This window comes from Enterococcus sp. AZ079, from assembly GCF_050547255.1.
In the GTDB taxonomy this organism is placed as follows: Bacteria; Bacillota; Bacilli; order Lactobacillales; family Enterococcaceae; genus Enterococcus_D; species Enterococcus_D casseliflavus.
Window position 1 is genome coordinate 2,488,152 of record NZ_CP172955.1, and the last position, 22,127, is coordinate 2,510,278.

21 protein-coding genes are annotated in these 22,127 nt (G+C 42.0%); 5 read left to right on the forward strand and 16 right to left on the reverse strand.

The window, feature by feature from the left end:
* Positions 1-79: 79 nt before the first annotated feature.
* Positions 80-1,852 carry an oleate hydratase gene (locus IGJ15_RS11815; RefSeq protein ID WP_010747625.1) on the reverse strand — a complete coding sequence of 591 codons (1,773 nt, stop codon included), beginning with the start codon at positions 1,850-1,852 and terminating at the stop codon, positions 80-82.
* A gap of 243 nt (positions 1,853-2,095) precedes the next feature.
* Entirely contained in the window at positions 2,096-3,739 is a 1,644-nt protein-coding gene (locus tag IGJ15_RS11820) for an SH3 domain-containing protein (protein ID WP_010747624.1), read from the reverse strand.
* A 612-nt stretch (positions 3,740-4,351) separates the two neighbouring features.
* Here IGJ15_RS11820 and IGJ15_RS11825 point away from each other — a divergent pair.
* Entirely contained in the window at positions 4,352-4,492 is a 141-nt protein-coding gene (locus IGJ15_RS11825; protein WP_005237363.1) for a hypothetical protein, read from the forward strand.
* Between the two features lie 74 nt (positions 4,493-4,566).
* Here IGJ15_RS11825 and IGJ15_RS11830 read toward each other — a convergent pair whose 3' ends face one another.
* A complete protein-coding gene (locus IGJ15_RS11830) occupies positions 4,567-5,445 on the reverse strand; it encodes a DMT family transporter (RefSeq protein ID WP_010747623.1) in 879 nt (292 codons plus the stop codon).
* A 114-nt stretch (positions 5,446-5,559) separates the two neighbouring features.
* On the opposite strand from IGJ15_RS11830, the gene IGJ15_RS11835 reads away from it, so the two are divergent.
* The gene (locus IGJ15_RS11835) at positions 5,560-6,399 is read left to right on the forward strand and encodes an AraC family transcriptional regulator (protein WP_010747622.1); all 840 of its coding nucleotides are present in this window, start codon (positions 5,560-5,562) and stop codon (positions 6,397-6,399) included.
* A gap of 255 nt (positions 6,400-6,654) precedes the next feature.
* Here the strand turns inward: IGJ15_RS11835 and IGJ15_RS11840 are convergent, their stop codons facing one another.
* The 4 genes from IGJ15_RS11840 to IGJ15_RS11855 form a co-directional block, all read right to left on the reverse strand.
* A complete protein-coding gene (locus tag IGJ15_RS11840) occupies positions 6,655-7,113 on the reverse strand; it encodes a GNAT family N-acetyltransferase (protein WP_010747621.1) in 459 nt (152 codons plus the stop codon).
* Positions 7,114-7,185: 72 nt separating this feature from the next.
* Positions 7,186-7,485: a MazG-like family protein gene (locus IGJ15_RS11845; protein WP_010747620.1), complete on the reverse strand. Its 300-nt coding sequence runs from the start codon at positions 7,483-7,485 to the stop codon at positions 7,186-7,188.
* Positions 7,486-7,637: 152 nt separating this feature from the next.
* Complete coding sequence (locus IGJ15_RS11850; protein WP_010747619.1) at positions 7,638-8,951, reverse strand: PTS sugar transporter subunit IIC; 1,314 nt, start codon at positions 8,949-8,951, stop codon at positions 7,638-7,640.
* Positions 8,952-8,962: 11 nt separating this feature from the next.
* Entirely contained in the window at positions 8,963-10,342 is a 1,380-nt protein-coding gene (locus IGJ15_RS11855) for a glycoside hydrolase family 1 protein (protein WP_010747618.1), read from the reverse strand.
* 199 nt (positions 10,343-10,541) lie between these two features.
* Between IGJ15_RS11855 and IGJ15_RS11860 the strand changes: the two genes are divergently transcribed.
* Complete coding sequence (locus tag IGJ15_RS11860) at positions 10,542-11,240, forward strand: GntR family transcriptional regulator (RefSeq protein WP_010747617.1); 699 nt, start codon at positions 10,542-10,544, stop codon at positions 11,238-11,240.
* 64 nt (positions 11,241-11,304) lie between these two features.
* On the opposite strand, the gene IGJ15_RS11865 is transcribed toward IGJ15_RS11860, so the two are convergent.
* The 3 genes from IGJ15_RS11865 to IGJ15_RS11875 form a co-directional block, all read right to left on the reverse strand.
* A complete protein-coding gene (locus tag IGJ15_RS11865; protein WP_231435115.1) occupies positions 11,305-12,624 on the reverse strand; it encodes a glycosyltransferase family 2 protein in 1,320 nt (439 codons plus the stop codon).
* Positions 12,624-13,130, reverse strand: a complete 507-nt coding sequence (locus tag IGJ15_RS11870; RefSeq protein ID WP_010747614.1) for a hypothetical protein — start codon at positions 13,128-13,130, stop codon at positions 12,624-12,626. The genes IGJ15_RS11865 and IGJ15_RS11870 overlap by 1 nt, the downstream gene beginning before the upstream one ends.
* Positions 13,131-13,225: 95 nt before the next feature.
* Positions 13,226-13,972 carry a YcjF family protein gene (locus IGJ15_RS11875; RefSeq protein WP_034695380.1) on the reverse strand — a complete coding sequence of 249 codons (747 nt, stop codon included), beginning with the start codon at positions 13,970-13,972 and terminating at the stop codon, positions 13,226-13,228.
* A 390-nt stretch (positions 13,973-14,362) separates the two neighbouring features.
* Between IGJ15_RS11875 and IGJ15_RS11880 the strand changes: the two genes are divergently transcribed.
* Complete coding sequence (locus tag IGJ15_RS11880; protein ID WP_231435116.1) at positions 14,363-14,569, forward strand: hypothetical protein; 207 nt, start codon at positions 14,363-14,365, stop codon at positions 14,567-14,569.
* 206 nt (positions 14,570-14,775) lie between these two features.
* Here the strand turns inward: IGJ15_RS11880 and groL are convergent, their stop codons facing one another.
* Together groL and groES are read right to left on the reverse strand one after the other, a co-directional pair.
* Complete coding sequence (gene groL / locus IGJ15_RS11885; RefSeq protein ID WP_005237384.1) at positions 14,776-16,404, reverse strand: chaperonin GroEL; 1,629 nt, start codon at positions 16,402-16,404, stop codon at positions 14,776-14,778.
* 32 nt (positions 16,405-16,436) lie between these two features.
* Positions 16,437-16,721 (reverse strand): co-chaperone GroES, encoded by a 285-nt coding sequence (groES, locus tag IGJ15_RS11890; protein WP_005225291.1) that lies wholly within the window; start codon positions 16,719-16,721, stop codon positions 16,437-16,439.
* Positions 16,722-16,939: 218 nt separating this feature from the next.
* Here groES and IGJ15_RS11895 point away from each other — a divergent pair, with 218 nt between their 5' ends.
* Positions 16,940-17,584, forward strand: a complete 645-nt coding sequence (locus tag IGJ15_RS11895; protein ID WP_005225290.1) for a CPBP family intramembrane glutamic endopeptidase — start codon at positions 16,940-16,942, stop codon at positions 17,582-17,584.
* 42 nt (positions 17,585-17,626) lie between these two features.
* On the opposite strand, the gene IGJ15_RS11900 is transcribed toward IGJ15_RS11895, so the two are convergent.
* From IGJ15_RS11900 to IGJ15_RS11915, 4 genes are all read right to left on the reverse strand, one after another.
* Positions 17,627-19,057 (reverse strand): 6-phospho-beta-glucosidase, encoded by a 1,431-nt coding sequence (locus IGJ15_RS11900; protein ID WP_010747612.1) that lies wholly within the window; start codon positions 19,055-19,057, stop codon positions 17,627-17,629.
* A 25-nt stretch (positions 19,058-19,082) separates the two neighbouring features.
* Positions 19,083-20,375 carry a PTS sugar transporter subunit IIC gene (locus IGJ15_RS11905; protein ID WP_010747611.1) on the reverse strand — a complete coding sequence of 431 codons (1,293 nt, stop codon included), beginning with the start codon at positions 20,373-20,375 and terminating at the stop codon, positions 19,083-19,085.
* 155 nt (positions 20,376-20,530) lie between these two features.
* Positions 20,531-21,268 (reverse strand): MurR/RpiR family transcriptional regulator, encoded by a 738-nt coding sequence (locus tag IGJ15_RS11910; protein WP_010747610.1) that lies wholly within the window; start codon positions 21,266-21,268, stop codon positions 20,531-20,533.
* Positions 21,269-21,310: 42 nt separating this feature from the next.
* Positions 21,311-22,117, reverse strand: a complete 807-nt coding sequence (locus IGJ15_RS11915; RefSeq protein WP_010747609.1) for an MBL fold metallo-hydrolase — start codon at positions 22,115-22,117, stop codon at positions 21,311-21,313.
* Positions 22,118-22,127 lie beyond the last annotated feature (10 nt).

A 22,127-nucleotide genomic window follows, 5' to 3' on the forward strand; every position in this document is an offset into this window, starting at 1 on the left:
TTTAAACTGCGCTAAAAAGTAAATAAAAAGCGCAACGACAACGAGCAGCTTCTTTCGCCTCGTTGTCGTTGCGTTTTATTTAAATCAAATGGTTTTCTTTCAACAGATCGCCAATGTAGGTATGTTCGGTTTTCTTAACAAAGCCTTCCAAGAGTTTCCGTTCGATAAACGGCAGCTCCATTTCCGTAATTTTTTTCTTATCGGTCAGATAATAGACAGCTTTGGCCAAAGTACGTAGATCATAAGCGGAAGCAAACACTTCTGGTACCCCACGTTCCACATCTAATAGCTGATAAACAGCCTCCATTGCAGTCCGAACGGAATATTCTGTTGTAAAAACAGTGTCTCGTTCAGTCTCTGCGAAATTACCGATAAAAGCTAAGTTTTTGGAGCCATTTGGAATAACCAATGGCCGATCCCCTGGTTCACGCAGCATGAAGTAAGAAGTGATAAACGGCATGTAGACTGGAACTGCCACACTTGATTCTTTTGAAATGCGTTGGATTTCTGCTTCTGGCACGCCTAAATGGTAAAGCAGTTCTTGCACGATTTCTTGTCCAGAACATTGTTCAATTGGTTTTTTGATGTAGTTTCCTGGTGTATTTGACAACAAGCCATACACCCATGTGATCGTTTGTTGGTCTTTTTGTTCTTTAAAGTGCGGTTGGCGATGGGTCGCAAAGCTCATCATCCAATTGGAATCTTTGATGGTGATGATCCCGCCAGTGACGATTCTGCCTGTTCGTAACTTGCGATGGGTCAATTTTTCTAAATAAGGTTCCACATCAAAATTCTGCCAAGTCACGGTTGCCGAAACAAACCAGCTTTCTTCAGGTAAGTTTTCATAAAAGACTTCTGGATGACCAAACTCAGGCGATTGCGCCGCCAAGTTTTTCCATAAACGCCAGCTGCCACCAGGTGCTTTTGAGATAGGCGCTGGAGTATAATGGTCCCCTTGCGTGGAACTTTCAGTGATCGATCCGTTGGTAACAAAGACCAAGTCATCTTCTGATAAAGGAATTTCTTCGATTGCCCCCGCTTTTTCTAGCACAAGTTTTTGAGCAACTTTTTCCTCGCCCACGATCCGAACATCGATATTGCTGACGGTGCATTCATATTGGAAGTCAACTCCTTGTTCTTCCAAATAAGCAAGTAGTGGTTTGACCAATGACTCATATTGGTTGTAACGGGTAAATTTTAACGCAGTAAAATCAGGCAAGCCATCGATATGGTGCACAAAACGCAACACATAGCGGCGCATTTCAATCGCCGAATGCCATTTTTCAAAGGCGAACATCGTACACCAGTATAGCCAAAAATTGGATTCAAAGAATTCATCGCCAAAAACATCTTCGATTTTTTTCCCGATCAATTGATCTTCTGAAGTCATAAATAATTGGGTTAATTCTTTTTGTGCTGTAGCAGACAAGGTAAATTCTCCATCATCTGCTGCTCGTTGGCCGCGATTGTGAATGATCCGACAGTTAGACGAATTTGGATCATCGTGGTCCAACCAGTAAAACTCATCTAACACCGAAGCATCTTCCACCTCCAAAGATGGAATCGAGCGAAATAGATCCCACAGACACTCAAAATGATTTTCCATTTCTCGACCGCCGCGGGTCACAAATCCATCATGGGGAATGAATTTTCCGTCCAATGAACCGCCTGATAAAGAAAGTTCTTCAAGGACGTGGATTTTCTCACCCGCCATATGGCCGTCACGGATCAAGAAGACTGCCGCAGCAAGTCCTGCTAATCCCCCACCAACAATATAGGCTTCTTTCTTTTCGACATCTTTCGGTTTTCTGCTTCTTGCAAAAGCTTCGTAATTTCCGTTCGTATATCTCATGTAGATCCCTCCTAATATTGGTACGTTTTTATGGTATCAGTAACTATTTTTTTTGACAAAAATTTGTACTAGTAAAAACAAGTGATTTTGACAAATCGGCCTTTTTGTCAAAAAAACAGGGCAAAGCCCACCTTTTAAAAAGATCTGCGCCCAACCCAAAAAGCGCCCCTAAGAAAACTGATGGCAGCTTTCTTAGGGGCGCTTCTAACAAAGGACAAACCCTTTGCCTATTCAATGAAACATTTATTTCACTCGTAGAGCGAAGCTAGCAGTCGAAAAGCCTGATTGTGCTTCGGTGACTGTATAACCCGTGCTTGGCGCATGGATATAGCTTGTATTACTTGTAGCGATCGCTACGTGGTAGGTATTCCCTTTTTGACCCCAGAACAGCAAGTCGCCAGCTTGTGCTTGCGAGACAGGAATGATCGTCCCTGCGCTTTCTTGTGGGACTGTCCAATCACCGATGTTTTTGCCCGTCACTTTTAAGAAGACGTAGCGTGTAAACCCGGAACAGTCGAAGACATCTGGTCCTTTGCCTCCCCATTGATAAGGAGTGCCGATATGTTTTCTAGCTTCTGCAACGATCGCTGCTCCGTTCACGCTCATCGGAACATTGGTATTGCCTGCGTTGTTATTGTTGCCAGGAGTCGTTGCACTGACTTCCTTCACATACGCTGAAGATACCCAGCCACCCGTTGATAACTTATACCAAGTGGCATTGCCATTGACTGACGTTCCTTGTTTTTGAGCGACTGCTTTGAAGGTCGCATTGCTGCCCAAACTGCTGACTACACTTGCAGAAGTCGATGCATTTGAGCGCACATTCATACCAGTGGTTGTTTGGAACGTTTTATTGATGGCTTGCTCACTCGCATTGCTTGAGCCGTTTGATGAACCGGTGTTGCTTGAACCTGTGTTTGAATTATTGTTATTACTTGTATTTCCAGAACTAGACGTGACGTCACGTACATATGCCGCTGTGATCCAGCCACCAGTCGATACTTTGTACCAAACATTGGTGCCGCCAACGGATGTGCCATTTTTCTGGGCAACGACCTTCACCGTCGTACTGTTGCTTAGGCTGCCAACGACACTACCACTTGTTGAGGCACTCGAACGGACATTCAATGTCGCTGTTGTTTTCACGTTCTTGTTGATAGCCGTTTCTGCAGAAACACTTGTGTTGCCGCCAGAAGAACTATTGCCTGTCGAGCTGCTGGAAACATCTTTGACATAGGCCGCCGTGATCCAACCGCCAGTGGACAATTTGTACCAAGTGGTCGTGCCATTCACCGACGTTCCACTCTTTTGTGCAACGACTTGTACTGTCGCATTGCTGCTTAGTCCACGTACGACACTAGAACTAGTCGTTGCATTTGAACGGACGTTCAATGCAGTGGTCGTTTTCACTGATTTCGAGATTGCTTTTTCCGATGAAGACGACGACGAATTGGACGAGCTAGTATTGGCAGAAGAAGAGCCTGAGGTGCTTTTCACATAAGCACCTGAGATCCAGCCCCCTGTTGATAGCTTATACCATGTTGTATTGCCATTCACTGAGGTACCGTTCTTTTGAGCCACCGCAGTGATTGTTGTATTTGCTCCTACACCACTTACGATAGAGGCACTTGTTGAAGCATTTGAACGAACATTCAGTGAAGCTGTTGTTTTAAATTGTCGATTGATCGCCGTTTCAGCTGACGATCTGGCAAGAGTAGCAGTTGTGTTGGTTGATGACGAAGCGTTTGTCGTTTCGGTCGCATGGGCAAGAGACGTAAAGACACCTGAAGTCGATGCTAACGCTGCTGTGATACCCAATCCTTTTTGTACGAAAAGGGACCGTTTTTGTTTCACTAAACGCTTACGTTTGATTTTCCGAGATTCCAATAAAACACCCCCTGTACCCCATTTTAACAAAAATTAATATTTTTTGATATTGTTTTCGTTTTGTATTTTTTTAATTTGCGTTTAATAAAACGTGTCATTTATTTTCCTGCGTTATTCTTTTTGATCACTTTCTCTTTGGTGTTGCTCAATGGCACACTATTTACAAAGATTTCTATAAACTACAGAAAAATGCTATTTCATTCAACGTTATTTTAATTCGCGAATAAAAACAGGATTTTTTTTGCAAACAAACCCACTTTTTGAAAAACAAGACTGTTATTTGAATAACATTTCTTTCCTGATCCCCTTTTTTAAAAATCGATACTAAAACCACCCAATTATCATTCCTTTTTTTCACGAGGGATTCTGTGAAAAAGTTGTTTCAAAAAGAACGCTTCTTTCACCTGTGTGATCGACGCTATGATAAAATCCTGTTATATCGCTTCCAACCGCATGCGAATTTCTTGAGAGAGAAGTCCCTCATCTCTGCCAAAAGAAATATTTTCACAATGTATTTCACGAAAAAGATTATAATACCAAGGAGAAAACCAAGGATTTGCATAAATTTGTGAAATCATGCTATACTTAAAAAAAAGGAAGAGGTGACCGAGTATGAAAACAAAGACGAAAGAAAAAGTGTATGCTGAACGACAACATAACTATAAAACGAAAAAAGAAGAGATTTTCAAAAAAGCCCTAGATTCCGTACCGACCACAGACAAGAAAAAAGAAGAACAGAAAAAGAAAGCGTAGACTCCTGCGTTTTCTTTTTCTGTTGATTTATAAAAAAGACGAGACTTCACCGATTTTGGCGAATCTCGTCTTTTTCACAATTTTTTTTGTAAACACATGATGCTCCCTATAACTGCCATAAATCCTACTAGCTCCACCACTGTGAAGTGATCATGAAAAACAATGATCGATAAGAAAGCAGCCAGCAGTGGCTCAACTGCTGTTAAAACTGTTGCAAGTGTTGAGGATAAATAGCGTAAACTTGTTAAAAAAATCAAATACGCTAGTGCTGTTCCAAATAAAATGACCACCAGCAAATAAAGAATCACTTGAACGTTCAGTTGACTACCTATCTGCCACATTGGATGAACCACATTCCCCAAGCCTCCACCAATCAACATCCCCCAGCCGACAATTGGTAAACTCCCATATTTTTGCAAGAGTTTACGCGGCTGTATAGAATAAAAAGCTAGTGATATCGCTGATGCTAACCCCCAGCCTAGCGCAGATTGGGAAGTCGCTAATTGCTCAATCTGTCCTTTTGATGCCACAGCCGTCACGCCAAGTAAGGTTACCAATAACCAGAAACATGTCTTTAAAGAGGGGAACTGCCTTTTGGCTATCGCAGCATAGAGTAAAACAAAGAAAGGTCCAGTATATTGAATAATCGTTGCAAATGAAGCATTGCTTTGCTCAATCGTTTTAAAGTAGGTAAATTGAACGAGAAACATGCCTAAGAAAGAAAACAAGAGCAGCTGAATGAAGTCCTTTTTCTCACGAAATGGGGAAATCAATCGGGCGCGATCCTTTAACCCAATACTTAGCAACAAACACCCTGAAAGAACCAATCGTGTTGAAACGAGCCAATTTGCTGAAATACCATATTTTGTAAATAAAATTTGTCCAGCGATGCCAGAAACTGCCCACAAAGCTGCTGCTGAACAAGCATAAACAATCCCAACTGTTTTTTTCATAAAAACTCCTTTTGTCTTTCGCTTAACTTTGTTAGTATTATACCGAATCAGATAGTGAATTTTTGTCAATATCCTGATTGTTTTTAACACTATTAAGTAAAAAGGTGGTGCGGTATGTACTTTGAACGCACAGAAGAAAACGAAGAAACGACCAAACATACAACTACAAATCGCTCCTTTGCAATTTATCAACGTTGCTTGCAACAAAAGCGTGGCGACCAATTGCCTCTACATTGGCATGACGAGCTGCAAATCGTATGGGTCGAAGAAGGTAGCTTCATGTATACGATTGACGACGAGCAAATTTTGCTAAATAAGAATGAGGCGATCATTATTAATAGCCGTGTACTCCATGGTGCTGTTTTAGCTTCAGAAAACGTCCGATATTGCTGCTTTGATTTTTCTTCAGGCTTTATTGCTGACCCTGTTTTTAAAGAAGCGATCGAACAATTAGTCCACGATCGCACCCGCAGCTATCGGCGCTTAACCTTAACAGCCCAACATCAAGCATTTGTTCAAACCGTGCGTCTGCCTCTGCTTATTGAACAACGATTTACTCTCTATGAATTGTTTTTAGCTGCCCTTTCACAGCTAATGGCTGCAAGGCCTGCTTCACCCAAGAAAGAAACTATCTACTTAATGCTGGCATTTGTCCATCAGCATTATCAAGAACCATTAACGGTTCCTGCGATCGCTAAAGCTGCTGCCATCAATACACGTACTTGTACCGCCCTTTTTCGGCAATACACGACATTGACCCCAATCAACTATCTGATTGATTATCGATTGTCTCAAGCCAAAAACCTATTGATCGAAACGGATGAGCCTGTCTCAACCATCTGCTACCACGTTGGCTTCAATCACTTGAGCTACTTCAGCAAAAGATTTCAGCGTAAATTTGGTTTAACGCCGCTGCAGTATCGCAAGACCTATCGCGAAGATGATAGAAATTAGCTGATCGGTACCAACAGAGCCTCTCATCTAGATAAATTTTGCTATATTCTATAAGCGTTTCAGTACTTTTTTCACTTTTACGCTCATTGGTCCATAAGAATCTCTTTGAAATCCTTTTCTAAAAACCACACACCCAATATTTAGTAGGCGAAAACATGTTCCTACAACATATTGTGGATAAACCTGTTGAAACTGTGCATAACTAAAAAGCCTGCGATTTTTTCGCAGACTTTTTTATTTATTGACATGCTTGGATTAATCTAGAGATAAATAATAGCTCACATTATCTGGTAACGGCTTAAAGCCATTCTTTTTATAAAAATCCGCTGCTGGCATACTTTCTTCGGTATCTAACAGGATCGTTGGAATCTCTTTTTTGAGCAGATCTTCTTTGATCCTTTCTAAAAAAGTGGAACCCAAGCCTTTTCCTTGGTGCGTGCCAGTAATTAAAAAAGTATCGATCACATACTCTTTTCCTTGATACCAGGGCTTGATAAAGCCTAATGAAAGACCAATCAATTCATTCGATGCTCGGTCTATTAGTCGATAACCAATAAAAGTATTCATTGCCATCATTGATGATACATAGTCGGTGATTTGCGGCACTGTCAATTGGTCATTCCATGGTTCTGCTGAAAATACGGCAATATAGTGGTCCACGACTTCTGCTAAATCCGCCGTGGTTAATTCACGCATGCTTACATTCTTTTCCATCCTATCTCCTGCTTCCATTTCTATTTCGGTAAGGGCCTATACTCGAGGAATCCACTAGTTTTTGTGCGTGTATCAATTATCGATTCGTTTGGCATAGCCATTGCCATAACTCGTATAACGACGCTTTTGGTTGACGGCCATTTTTTTATGAATCTCTACTTCAAGATCGATGGAAAGGATTTCCGCTAACCCAAGAAGATAAATCGCCACATCCGCCAATTCTTCTCCTACCTCTTGTTGCTTCCGATACGCGTCAAAGGCTTCCCCTACTTCACCATATAAAGCCAAAAACTCTTTTTCAATATTTGTGACATTGAATTGGTGATCGATTTTGTTTTGATAAATCGCTTTTTGCATTTCTGAAAGTTTCATAGTCGCTCCTTTTGGGATAGTATACCATTTAATTAAAGTTCAAAATAGAAACTTAGTAAAAAAATCACCTCAAAAAATAGTGACCCCCAAAACGTTAGAATTTTGTTCTAACTTTTGTAGGTCACTCTAGTATAGGATTCATCCTGTTTTGTTTATTCTGCCCGCTCCAATTCAGCAGATTTGATTGCAACCCGTTGAGCGATTTTTAAAAATGGAAAATAGATTGCTACACAAACGACGATGATGATCACTTGAACCAAAACAACTTTAAAATCCCCTTTTGATGCCAATAATGCACTAAGAATTGGTGGTGTCGTCCAAGGAACCATCACGGAAAGCGGCTCAATGAATCCTACTGCGGTAGCAAAGTAGCCAATCAACGTCGCAACAATTGGACTTGCAACGAAGGGAATGATCATTGGTAAATTGAAGACGATCGGTAAACCAAAGATGATTGGCTCGTTGATATTAAAAATACCCGGAGCTAGGGATAGATTGACGACATCTCGAAAAGGTTGGTAATTGCGAACGAATAAGAGCACTGCAATGATCAAGCTGATCGTAAACCCAGTCCCACCTAGTTGAGCAAAAACCGTCACGAATGCTGAATTTAAGATATTGGGCGGCGCAGCGCCTTCTTGCACGGCTTGCATGTTTTCATTCATATTGACTAACAGCAATGGATCTAACAAGGTGCCATTGATGACGGTTTGGTGAATGCCTAAAGTAAACAGAAAATTGCCCGTTGAATAGATGATCAAGAACCCAAAAATCGATGTGTTCAATAAACGCAGGGGTTCTTGGATCACTGTTGAAATGATTTGAATCAGGTCTGTATCAAAGGCTGCTAGCACGGTCGCAACTACGGCAAAGAAGGAAATCACCAAAATAGCAGGGATCAACGTGCTGAAGGATTTGCTGACGGCAGGAGGAACTTGATCCCCTAAATTGATTTTTAAGTGCTTGTTTTCTGACAGTCGAATAAATAATTCCGTGGCAACTAACCCACAAATGATTCCAGAAAACATCCCTTTGGTCCCGACATCGTCAAATAACATCACACCACTGATGGTCACTTCTGCTTGAGCGCCTTCTGGCATCACGGCATGAGCCATCGCCAACATGACCACTAAGCAAGTCGTTGCCACAAAGGTTGCATTGATGGCGCTCGGATTGTTTTTGTTGCGGCAAAGAAAATAAGCAATCATCGGGGCGATCAGCAGACCGGCGATATTCAATGTTCCATTGGTGATGGAATTGCCAAACACTTGCATTCGCGCCAAGGCAGCCCCTTCTAAAAACCATGGAAAGAAGACATTATTAAACAACACAGCGATCCCTGCGATAATAAAGGCAGGCATTAAGGTCGCAAACGCATCACGAAGACTTTTGAGATGAACCTGATTGCCGAGACGGACCGAAAACTCTGTAAATTTATCTAAAAACGTGCGCTTTTCTGCTGCCATTTTTGTTCCTCCTATTCTGTATATGGGTTTGTATAGATCGTACTACCATTCGTTTTGATCACTTCTTTGAACCATTCATACGATTTTTTCGGTACACGTTTCATATCTCGCAACTCATGGTTGCCACGATTGACATACACGAGTCCGTATCGTTTCTCCATATCACCTTGCGAGCTCAAAATGTCGATCAGTCCCCAGCCAAGATAACCAAGACAAACCACTCCATCTTCCACCATCGCTTCAAATATCGCTCGAATATGCTCTTGATGGTAGGCAATACGGTAATCATCTTGAATCGGTTCTTTGCCATTCCAATGCTCCCTGACACCAATCCCGTTTTCAATCGGAAACACTGGCAAGCGGTACCGCTGATAGACTTTATTTAAGACATCACGGAAGCCGAGCGGATCAATCTGCCAATTCCATTCCGTCGTTTCAATATAAGGATTGTCTTGTTTTCCAAAAGTCATGTACCGATTCGGCGGCGTTCCTTCAGGAATTTTTTCAGCATTCAAGGTAGAAGAAGCATAATAGCTAAAGGCAATGTAATCATTTTTCTGCGCTGCGATCGCTTCTAATTCCCCAGGTAAAATATTCATATTGAGTTGATGATTTTTCACGTATCGGTCTTGTGCTGCCGAATACTTGCCGTGCGCATAGCAATCTAATAAAGTAAAATTCGCAAATTCATCAAACTCTCTTGCTGCTTTGATGTCTTGTGGACGACAAGTCGCTGGATACGCCTCAGAATACGCCAGCATGCCGCCGATCTTCGCATTTGTTGTTTCATGAAGATAATTACAGATTTCTGCATGGCAAACCATGACATTGTGGAAAATCTGATACAATTCTTCTGTCGTTTCTTCCCCTTCTAAATAACCGCTGATCTTAAAACCATGGTCTTGGTGGAAAAGATTTTGTTCGTTAAAGGTTAACCAATAATGGACTTTATCCGCAAAACGATCTACCATTTCTTTTCCAAAACGAATGAATGCGTCCTTCACTTCTTTGCTGATGAACCCGTTATAGGTTTTCGCCAGATGCAGAGGCATATCAAAATGGTACAAACAAATCATAGGCTCGATCCCTCGAGCTAACAGATCATCAATAAAACGATCGTAATAGGCGATCCCTTCTTCATTAAAGGCACCATCTCCATCGTGAACGACCCTTGACCAAGAAATTTGGAAACGATACATGTTCATCCCCAAATCTTGCATATAATCAAAGTCTTCTGTATACGCATGATAGTTATCATTTGCTACATGCCAATCGCTAGCCTGTTCCGAAGCTTCCCGTATATCATAAACGGATAAGCTTTTACCGCCTTCATTCCAACCACCTTCTGTCTGCATACTGCTGACACTGTTTCCCCAGTAAAATTTTTTCATATTGATTCCTCCATCATTTGTATTCGCTTACAAAACCTATTATAATTAGGTGAAACAGGCATGTAAATTTTTCAAAAATATATGTAAAGCTTTTTCTATACATGTGAATTTCAGCGGATCCTTTAGTGATAGACCTTGTTTTTATCCCCTTCAAACAAAACTCAAGTCCATGAATTTCTTTACATAAGGAGTGATGACTATGACAAAATACAAAGAGATCGTTGATCAGTTGCGGACGGATATTTATGAAGGAGTTTTTCCTGCTTTATCAAAACTACCGGAACAAACGGCGTTAGCCAAACGATTTCAAACCTCACGAATGACGATCCAAAAAGCGCTAAATCAATTGAAGCAAGAAGGCCTGATTTCTACCAAAAGAGGTCATGGCACATATGTCAATTCAGCGACCTATCAAGGACAGATCAATGAGTATATCGGTCTAGTCAACCGATATGGCGGGCGGCATAAAGTGCAAAGTAAAATCATTAGTTTCAATGTTCGTTTTCCAGAAGCCAACGAAATGGATTACTTGTCCTTGCGAGAAAGCGAACCTGTTTATGATATCGTACGACTGCGCTATGTTGATAACGAACCCTTTGAATTGGAGTACACGATCATGCCCATCAAAACCATTCCCGATATTGATATGGCGATCCTTGAACACTCGATCTATCGATATATCACTGATTCCTTACATCTCAAAATAGGTCCCGCCATACGTAAAATCCGTGCCGACAAAGCAGATTCCTATGATATCAAATATTTAGAAGTCGATCCCAATGATCCGATCTTAGAATTAGAACAAGTTGCTCGTCTCTCCGACGGACGGCCCTTCGAATTTTCGCAAACTCGTTATCCATACCAAAATCGTGAGATTTACTATCTTTCTGAACCTTAATGGCAAAAAAACAAGTCTGAAGAAAACTCAGACTTGTTTTTATTGTCCAGGGAAGGTGAATTCGTTAAGATTCTTCGGTTTTTTTCGCCGTTCGCTCAGGGCTGACCCAAACGCCGCTACCGTAGCCAAGGATAGTCTTGACGGCTGGAATAAAGGTAGTGACGATCGTTATGGCATTGATCATCCAGTAAAACAGCATGTAAAAAGGGGCAAAACGGAAATACTTCAGCTTGCTGCGGTTATCATCCGCCAGGAGGCTGGTAAATAGCTGCATCACCCCCGCAATCATCTCGAGACAAACGAAGAGAAAGGCCATCGTAAACATATGATAGATCCGTTCGTAATTCCCAGTTGCACCATAATAGATCAGATAGAAGACAAACAAGGCAGATGAAAGCCAGAAAAAGAATGACCATATGATACTTAATGTTTGATCGACAAACATAGCGGTTCGACCAATGTTTTCAAAAGGATGCAAAAAGACCTTTTTAAAGTTGGTCAGCCATACTTCTGTACCGCCCTTCGCCCAGCGTTTCCGTTGTCGGTAGAGCATCTTGAGTGTTTCTGGCACCTCCATGAAAAACATCACTCGTGAAGCAAATAAAGACAGCCAACCTCGGAATTGGTGGTCCCAGGCAATACTGATGTCTTCTGTGGCTCGATTTTGTCGAAACAGACCCACGTCCATCAATGCCGCGCGGCGATACATCGTATTGGCACCGCTATAGGCATAGATGACGCCGAAAACGGCTTGCTGGGTCCGTTTGATAATCCCTACGATACTTGAAAATTCAACGGTTTGTGATTTCCCTACGATCGTTGTGCGATTTTGAACATCCATATTCGCCGTAATGGCAGAGATATTGATGGAGTCTTGGCGAATGAAATAATTGACATATTTCCATAACGCATCAGGTTCAGGAACCGTATCTGCATCGTTGCTCAAGATCAATTCCCCTTTGGCAAACCCTACCCCAATATTAAAGGCATGGGCTTTTCCTTGGTTTTTTTCGATGCGCAACACTCTTAGATTTGGGTACTGTTCCATCAATCGGTCTAGTATCACAGGAGTTTGATCCGTTGAGCCATCATCAGTCACCAACACCTCATAATTGCTGTAGTTCAGATTGTTCATTAAATAATGAATCGTGTCTTCAATAACGATTTCTTCATTGTGAGCTGGTACCATAATCGTGATCATCGGCTCGATCTCTTCGGGGATCGGTATCCACTCTAATTGTCGATAACGGAACAAAAAACGATTGCAGATCACCCCGATGAACCAAGCAAAGCCACCTAAAATTGGATACGTGAAGAGAATCATCAAAACGACTGTTAAAAATGTATCCAACCATGGGAACCCAGTATCAAAATTGACAACCATCAGCCCACCCCATTTCTACGGAAAAGTTCTTGAATCTCCGTTTCTCCGATGTTTTGCTCCGGTGCAACTGCGTAGTATTTTGCCCCGTGGCGTTCTTCTTTCGTCCCGAAGCGTTCTTCGTAAAATGCTTCTAGCAACTCTTTGCGTTTTTCCAAGGCAGCTTCATCATGCATCGATTGCTTTTGAAGCAATCGTTTGAAGCGGCGGTTGTTCCTCAAAGTTAATAAAGTAAACGTAAGAACTAAAATCAAAAAAGAAATGCCTAAAAATAACGCTAGAAATTCGAAAGTGACTGCTTCTTCTAAATAGGTCCGAAAGGCGATCCGATCCGCCAGATTCGGCAGCGTCAACGGAATGGCCAGCCAGACAAAGGGAACCAAGACCATCAGCCAAGCAAGAATCGTCAAAATCGTTTGGCGGGTCTTTAAAGCGGAACGACCTTTTTGAAAATACGCATCGGTGACCAACCGTTCTTTGACTTCTTCCCGTGTCACTCGTTGTTTCATTTTACTCACTCCTTAAATTTTTTTTATTTGCTGTGAAGAAAAAGAAGCAACAAAAGCAAGTCGTCTGGACCTGCTTTGTTCTTCTTCTGTTTGTCTCACTTAGATTTCTTGCCAACTTTCAACGCATTGAACAGCGTGTGAAATTGGCCTTTAAAGGACATCACTTGCTCAAACACATCTTCCCCATCATTCAGCATCTTGACCGTCACCCAGCCTAATGCTTCGGTAATACCGCTAGCCACACTGGCATTGATTGCAGCTCCAGCAACGGTGCCGACTGCTGGGACAAATTTCAAGATATTGCCAACGGCACTGCGACCAAAACTCACAACGACTAGCTCTTTCGAAATGCTTTTCGCTAACCCTTCACGCCATGTTCGCCCAAAAATACGATACAAACGGGCCATCATCGTCATTTGAACTGGCACAAGTAACACTGCATCTGAAAAGGGAATCGGTGAACAGCCGATGATCGCCGCCGTCAAAGAAGCCGCATGGATCGTGCGGTGGGCTTTTTTTCGCGTTTCATCATCTACGCCAACCAAAAACTCCTCAAATACCTGATCAAATTGATCCTTGCTTTTCGCTAACACTTTTTCCGCCTGGGCTTTTGATCCGTCATAGCCTTTCATCACCAGGGCAGCCGATTTTTTCGGCATTCGCTTCATGACATCCGCAAAAAAAGAAGTAAACTCCGCTTCTTCTTGCAACTCTTCTCCCATTTGACTTTGCTCGACTTGAACGGACTGTTCCGTTAATAATTCATTTTCGTTTTGTTTCTTTTTGCGTTTTATCCATGGTTTTTTCAAAGAAATGTCTCCTTCTTTCGACTCGTTGTTCATTTAAAAATCAAAGTGAGCCATGATTTTGTTCCTAATTCTATTTTAGCTCAGGTTTTTCAAGATAGCGAAAATGTAGCTTGAGAGAGCTTACACTTGCTAAAAAATGCAAATTTGCATCTTTGGATTATTTATTTATATTATCGTTTTTTTATGCTATGATACACAAAAGGAGTGGATCGAATGAAAAAGAAATTGAATTGGAAAGTCCTTTTTTATCTAGGCTTATTGACTTACTTTCTTTTAAGCGGGATCTTCGCATTCTTTGGCGTCGAAATACCGTTTCTTTATAAACGTTGATCTTCACGCTTTCTCAGAACCATATCATTCAACGCTTTGCTCTATGTTGAGAGAATCCATCATTCTATCGTCCTTTCAATCTAATCAGAAAAGGTGATTTTCTTGTCCATTTTATTTGATCTATTGCAGCTGCTTGCCGTTATCTGTATCGCGTATTTATTGTTCACAAAAAACCATTTCCTCCAACAATTAACTGCTGTTCAGAAAATGGTCTTTGTCGTCTTATGTATTTCGGTGATACTGCCGGCTCTCTACGAATTTATTACTGGTTTTGCGCAGGGATTTTGGGAACGGTTGTGATTGACGTTCCTTACAAAACTCGCTGCCTTTACAAGACAAATAGATAGCTTATATCTACCAATCCTTTCTCCTTTTATTCAAGCAATGAACCAATTCTTTGGTGCTTAGAATACTAAGAAGAAAGGTTTTTTGTCTTTTTCTGTGTTGAAGTATTTTTAGATCGCACAAAAAAAGAACCCCTCAAAAGAGGAGTTCTCAAGGCTTGCTTACATCATGCCGCCCATACCCATTGACGGGTCCATTGCAGGAGCTGCTGGCGCTGCTGGTTCTGGTTTGTCGGCAACGACTGCTTCAGTTGTTAACAATAATGCGGCAACAGAAGCTGCGTTTTGTAATGCAGAACGCGTCACTTTTGTTGGGTCAACGATCCCAGCTTCTAGCATGTTTACCCATTCGCCAGTTGCTGCATTGAAACCAACGCCTAAGTCAGCGTTTTTCAATTTGTCGATGATCACTGAACCTTCGTAGCCTGCATTTTCAGCAATTTGACGAACTGGTTCTTCTAAGGCACGTAAAACGATTTTGACACCTGTTGCTGCATCGCCATCTGTTTCGATTTCTGCAACTTTGTTGATGACATTCACTAAGGCAGTTCCCCCACCTGAGACCATGCCTTCTTCAACAGCGGCACGTGTTGCATTCAATGCATCTTCAATACGTAATTTCAATTCTTTCAATTCAGTTTCAGTTGGTGCCCCAACTTTGATCACAGCAACCCCACCAGCAAGTTTTGCTAAGCGTTCTTGTAGTTTTTCACGGTCAAAGTCAGAAGTTGTATCAGCGATTTGGTTTTTGATCAATTGAACGCGTGCGTCAATTGCTTCTTTTTCACCAGCACCTTCAACGATTGTTGTGTTGTCTTTATCCACAACCACTTTGCTTGCTTGACCTAAGTTATCGATGGTTGCATCTTTCAGCTCAAGACCTAAGTCTTCAGTGATCACTGTACCACCAGTTAAGATCGCAATGTCTTCTAGCATTGCTTTACGACGGTCACCAAATCCTGGTGCTTTCACTGCAACAACATTGAATGTTCCACGGATTTTGTTCAATACAAGTGTTGGTAATGCTTCGCCATCAACGTCATCAGCGATGATCAATAATGGTTTTGATTGTTGTAAGATTTGTTCTAACAATGGCAAGATATCTTGGATGTTAGAGATTTTTTTGTCAGTGATCAAGATGTATGGATTTTCTAACGCTGCTTCCATTTTATCGTTGTCAGTTACCATGTATTGTGATAAGTAACCACGATCAAATTGCATTCCTTCCACAACATCTAATTCTGTTTCGATCCCTTTTGATTCTTCAATAGTGATAACACCGTCATTGCCGACTTTTTCCATTGCATCAGCGATGTATTGACCAACTTTTTCACTACCAGAAGAAACAGCACCAACTTGTGCGATTGCTTCTTTTGAATCAACGATTGATGAAATGTTGTGTAGCTCTTCTACAGCCACTTTTGTTGCCATTTCGATCCCACGACGAATACCTAATGGGTTCGCACCAGCGGTGACATTTTTCAATCCTTCACGTACGATTGCTTGTGTCAATAACGTAGCAGTCGTTGTTCCGTCACCAGCGATATCGTTTGTTTTTGAAGCGACTTCAGAAACAAGTTTTGCGCCCATGTTTTCAAAATGATCTTCTAATTCGATTTCTTTCGCGATCGTTACACCGTCATTTGTGATCAATGGTGAACCGTAAGATTTTTCTAAAACCACGTTACGACCTTTAGGGCCTAAGGTTACTTTTACTGTATCTGCTAATTTATCTACCCCACGAAGCATTGCAGCGCGTGCGTCTTCTGCAAATTTGATTTCTTTTGCCATGATTTCATCACCTCAAGTATTTTTTATTTTTCTTATTCTACTACTGCAATGATATCTTTTGCAGCAACGATCAAATATTCTGTTCCTTCATATTTCACTTCTGTGCCAGCGTATTTTTCGAACATTACTTGTTCGCCAACGTTGACAGCAACAGGAGCTTTTTCACCGTTTTCGAGCGTGCGTCCTTCGCCGACTGCAATAACGGTACCCGTTTGTGGTTTTTCTTTTGCTGCTGATGCAAGCACGATTCCGCCTACAGTTTTTTCTTCTTCTTTTGCGACTTCGATAATCACACGATCACCTAATGGTCTTAACACGATAAATCCCTCCAATGAATGTTATAGAATTTAGCATTAGCACTCTCTTGTATCGAGTGCTAACTTACAGTTTCAATATTACTCATTTTCCCAAATTTTTGCAAGCCTTTTGCTAAATTTTTTTTTGCATTTCTAATTGATTGATAAATATAGTAGGATTTTTTGTTTCTAGAAGCAACCTAGTCTATAATGAAGCAAAGGAGTGTGAGGAAACAACTATGTCTTTATCAAAATATTCTTTGTCCACGATTCTTACTTACGGCATCGTCTTTTTTCTACCGATCGCCTTCGTCCCTAGCGGACATCAAGTAGCAGCAACAACGATCGGTTACTTAGCTGGTGCAGCGATCATGTTTTTCTTGTATTTCAAACAAACAGAACCGCTATCGTTTGAACACAAAAAAACCAAAGTCTCAGCGATTCTTATTTACGGGCTAACCGGCATTGTCGCAGCGATTTTGTTGCAAAATCTAGCCATCTTTATCGAATCCTTTTTCGGAGAAGTCAGCGCTTCGCAAAATACCGAAAACATCATTGCCATCGTGGTGCAAAACCCACTCTTTGCTCTCGCAGCAATGGTCGGTGGGCCAATTATGGAGGAATTTGTCTTCCGCAGAGCCTTAGTTGGCATCATTGGGAAATACAGCAATGTTTGGGTTGGTGTAGTGGTCAGCGCCGTAGCCTTTGCCTTTGCCCACAATGACAATCATCTCTTAGTCTATATTTTCTTAGGACTGTTCTTTTCCGGGCTTTATGCTTTGACCGGCAGTATTTGGACTTCCATGATCACCCATGTGGGAATGAACACTTTAGTTATTATTATTCAGTTATTGCTTCATTACGGCTATATCCAAATGCCCTAAAGAAAAAACGCTACGCAGAAATTTTGCGTAACGTTTTTTTCTTTAGACCTTCGTGCCATTGGACGCAATCACTTGCTGATACCATGCAAATGAATCTTTCTTCCGACGAGCAAGGGTTCCATTTCCTTCATTGTCTTTGTCCACATAGATCACACCATAGCGTTTCTTCATTTCCCCTGTCCCCGCAGAAACCAAGTCAATGATGCCCCACGGTGTATAACCTAATAAGTCGACGCCATCATAAGCTACTGCTTCTTTCATCATTTCGATATGGGCTTTTAGGTAGTCAATACGGTAGTCATCGTGAATCTGTCCATCCTCTTCCACCGTATCCACCGCACCAAAGCCATTTTCTACAATGAAAAGCGGCAATTCGTAGCGTTCGTTAAACCAGTTCATGGCATAGCGCAAGCCTACGGGATCAATCTGCCAGCCCCATTCAGAAGCATCGACATAAGGATTGTCCACCAGATCTTGGCTCTCATCATAGTCATAGGTTGGATCATTCTCCTTGCCTTTGATCGCAAAAGACATATAGTAGCTAAAACCAATGTAGTCAACACAACCTTTTGCCAAAGCTGCTTCATCTTCAGGGGTGATATCTAAATCAAATTGTTTTCTTTCAAAATAGCTGCGCATATAACTCGGATAGTGCCCACGGGCATGAACATCTGAAAACCAATAGCGCCGTTGCATGGCCACCGCGGCTGCCATCATGTCTTTGGGATCGCAAGAATACGGATAGATTGGGCACATCGCGATCATCGATCCGATTTGAAACGCAGGATTGATCGCATGTCCTAGCGCCACCGCTTTTGCACTGGCAACGAGCTCGTAATGAGCTGCTTGGTACATGACTTTTTCTCGGTCTTCTCCTTCCGTAAAGAACAGACCAGAATTGGTAAATGGCGCAAAATCTTCTTTATAGTTTGCTTGATTATTGATTTCATTGAAGGTCATCCAATACTTCACTTTCTTTTGATAGCGCGTAAAACAAACTTCTGCAAAGCGGACAAACAAATCGATCAACTTACGGTTACGCCAACCTCCGTATTCGGTCACTAAATGATAAGGCATTTCAAAGTGAGACAGGGTAATGACTGGCTCAATGCCATAGCGTAAACACTCATCGAATAATTGATCATAAAAGGCCAGGCCTTCCTCATTCGGCTCGCGCTCATCCCCCTTTGGAAAAATACGGGTCCAGGCAATCGATGTTCGGAAGCACTTCAACCCTAATTCGGCAAAAAGCTTGATGTCTTCAGGATACCGATGATAAAAATCGATCGCTTCATGATTGGGATAGCTTTCGCCCGGTTGGATCCCTTCCGTGATTCGGCGAGGAATTCCGTTGCCTCCGACAGTCATGACATCAGCGACACTCACGCCTTTTCCACCCGCACGATAGCCGCCTTCCAATTGGTGAGCAGCGACTGCGCCACCCCATAAAAAATCGCTTCTTAGTTTATTCATTTCTATTCAACCTGCTTCCTTGGTATTAAACGATCTCTGTTTCTTGTTTATAGTTCAAACTATCGACCTTACGAATGAAAGGATAGTAAATAAAGAAGCCGATTGCTAAAACAACAAATTGTAAAATAGCGGTCCGAATGCCACCTACTAGAAAACCTGAAATGATCGGCGGAGTCGTCCAGGGAACTTGCACAGCAGTAAATAGCGGTACGATACTGGTATAAAGTGCAAAATACGTGATCACGCCTGAAACCATCGGTGTCAAAATAAATGGTAATACCATGATTGGGTTCATGACGATCGGTGTCGCAAAAATAATTGGTTCATTGATATTAAAGAATGCCGGGATCAAGGAAAGACGTCCTAATTGTTTGAACTGCGCCGAACGGGCAAAAGCCACCATGTATAGCACGATCCCAATCGTCATTCCTGCGCCAGTTACCGTCATAAATTGATCCAAAAACTGCTGGGTCACGATGTGTCCGCCATTTTCTAATGTCAATGCTTTACCAGATTCAAGAATAGCCGTATTGGCTAGTGAATTGGCTTGTAAAATTGGTCCCATGATCCCGCCCACGATCGTCGAACCGTGAACCCCAAAGAACCACAAGAATGGCACTAAGAAGCCTAACATCATTGCACCACCAAGGGAATCCGTCACCCCTTGCATCGGACTTTGAATCACGGTGTAGATCCATTCGACCACGGTTGTTTGAAAAACTTTATCAAAGAAAATATAAATGCCTAATGCGATGGTCGTCAAAACAGCGGCTGGAATCAATGCTGTAAATGAGTTTGCGACATTGGTGGGTACTTGCTCTGGCAGTTTGATTCGGATGTCGCGTTTCAAGAACCACGTATAGCCCCAACCCACAAAAAGTCCCACTAAGATGGCACTGATCATTCCTTGTCCACCGGTCCACGTCTTATCAATGACATTTGCGATGGTCACATTTGCTTCAGCATCCGTCACACTTGACTCCATAGTTAATAAGAAAATAACTAAACCAATCATTCCTGCAGGGAGTCCTTCGTAACCTTCTGCTTTTACATATGAATAGGCGATGCCCATTACGGCGAAAAAGGCCATAATTGCAAAAGAGGCGCCATAGGCTTGGTTGAAGTATTCACCTAAGCCGCTATTCGTTACCCAATCCGCAATCGACTGGACGGGAAAGTTTGCTAATAGCAGGAAAATCGATCCTACGATTGAAAAGGGCATCGTATAGAGCATACCGTTTCTTAATGCAGTGATTGCTTTCGTATTGACAAATTTTAATATTGGGGGTAATAATTTCTCATTGATCCATTCGTTCATCTCACATCACTCCTAAAATAAAATTCCATCCACTGGCCAGTGAATTCGCTTACAAATAAATCTTAATGGATAATATTCCCCTTGCCTATAGCTTTTCTAAGTTATGAAACATGTTCCAACAAAAAAAACAGCCGAAGCTGTTTTTTTACGATCACTTAGATTTGCTTGTAGACTTGATGGGCTAAAAGTTCGATCAGTGTAATCACCGGGACTTGCGTCGTCAGATTCAAATCGACTTCTTTTCCCCCACTGACGACGGGCATATAGTAGGAAATATTGTAATCTGCCATTTGGGCGATCGTCGATTTTTCATCATTGGTGATGCTGAGTACTTTTGCCCCATACCGTTTGAAGTCCTCCGTTTGCTTGATCATTTGAATGGTTTCTCCCGAAACTGATAAAATGATCGCTAACGTATTTTCCATCCCACGAGGCGGTACTGGCAAAAAGGGATCGACGATGCTATAGGCATTGATGCCTAAATTAGCAAAATAGCGGCTGCCATAGGTGCCCAGAATGCCACTTGTGCCGATACCTGAAAACGCCACATGGCGTGCGGAAAGAATCAGTTCTACCGCTGGCTGGATAAACTTACGGTAATCTTCATTATTGACTTTTTTTAAGAATGTATTGACTTGGATCGTTGCATCATAGAAAAGATCAAACGCTCGTGCATCTTGTTCCTTTTTTTGACAGATCGCATACTTTAACTCTGAATACCCGCGATAGCCTAATTTCGTGATACATCGTAAAATCGTCGAGGTCGAGACATGGCATGCAGCTGACAATTCGCGGATCGTCAGTTGATCGATCTCTTCAAAATGCTGGACAATGTACTTATAAACAGCCATTTCAAGCTCGTTCAGACGCTTGATTTTTTCTTCATCAAACATACCTGCTGCCTCCACCCGACAATTTTATCCTTTGTTGATCGATTAGATTGCAAATAACTCCGTCGCTTTGTCAGGATCGGTATCATAGACTTCAAATGTTTCTCCAACACCTAGATCATGTTCTTTCATGGTGTTGACCATCGTTAAGTGCGCCAACTCTTTCAAGTTGTTTTCTTTACTTAAATGACCAAGATAGACCCGTTTGGTATTGTCGGTCAAGATATCCGTCATGACCAGAGCGCCATCTTCATTCGATAAGTGACCACGGTCTCCAAGAATTCGCTGTTTGAGGCTCCATGGGTAAGGGCCCATTCGCAGCATTTCTAGGTCATGGTTGCTTTCCACAAGGTACGCATCGGCGCCTTTGATAATGCCTCGTACATGATCGCTGCAATAACCGGTATCCGTCAACATCACGAATGATTTGCCGTCTTTATGGAAACGATAAAATTGCGGCGCTGCAGCATCGTGAGAGACGCCAAAGCTCTCAATGTCCAAGTCACCCAAGGTCAGCACTTTTCCCATTTCAAAGATATGTTTTTGTTCGACAGCGACGTTACCGATCATTGGATCCATCGCTTGCCATGTTTTTGTATTCGCATAGACATCAAGTTTGTATTTTCGCGCCAGTACTCCGACACCGTGGATATGATCTCGATGTTCGTGGGTCACAAGAATGGCGTCCAAATCTTCTGGTTTACGCCCTACTTCATCCAATAATGAAGTGATCTTCTTGCCGCTCAAACCGGCATCCACTAAGATCCGCTTTTTATTGCTTTCGATATAGAGCGAATTTCCTGAGCTTCCGCTGGCTAGAATACTTACTTGAAAGGCATTATCCTTCATCATGGTTTACGTG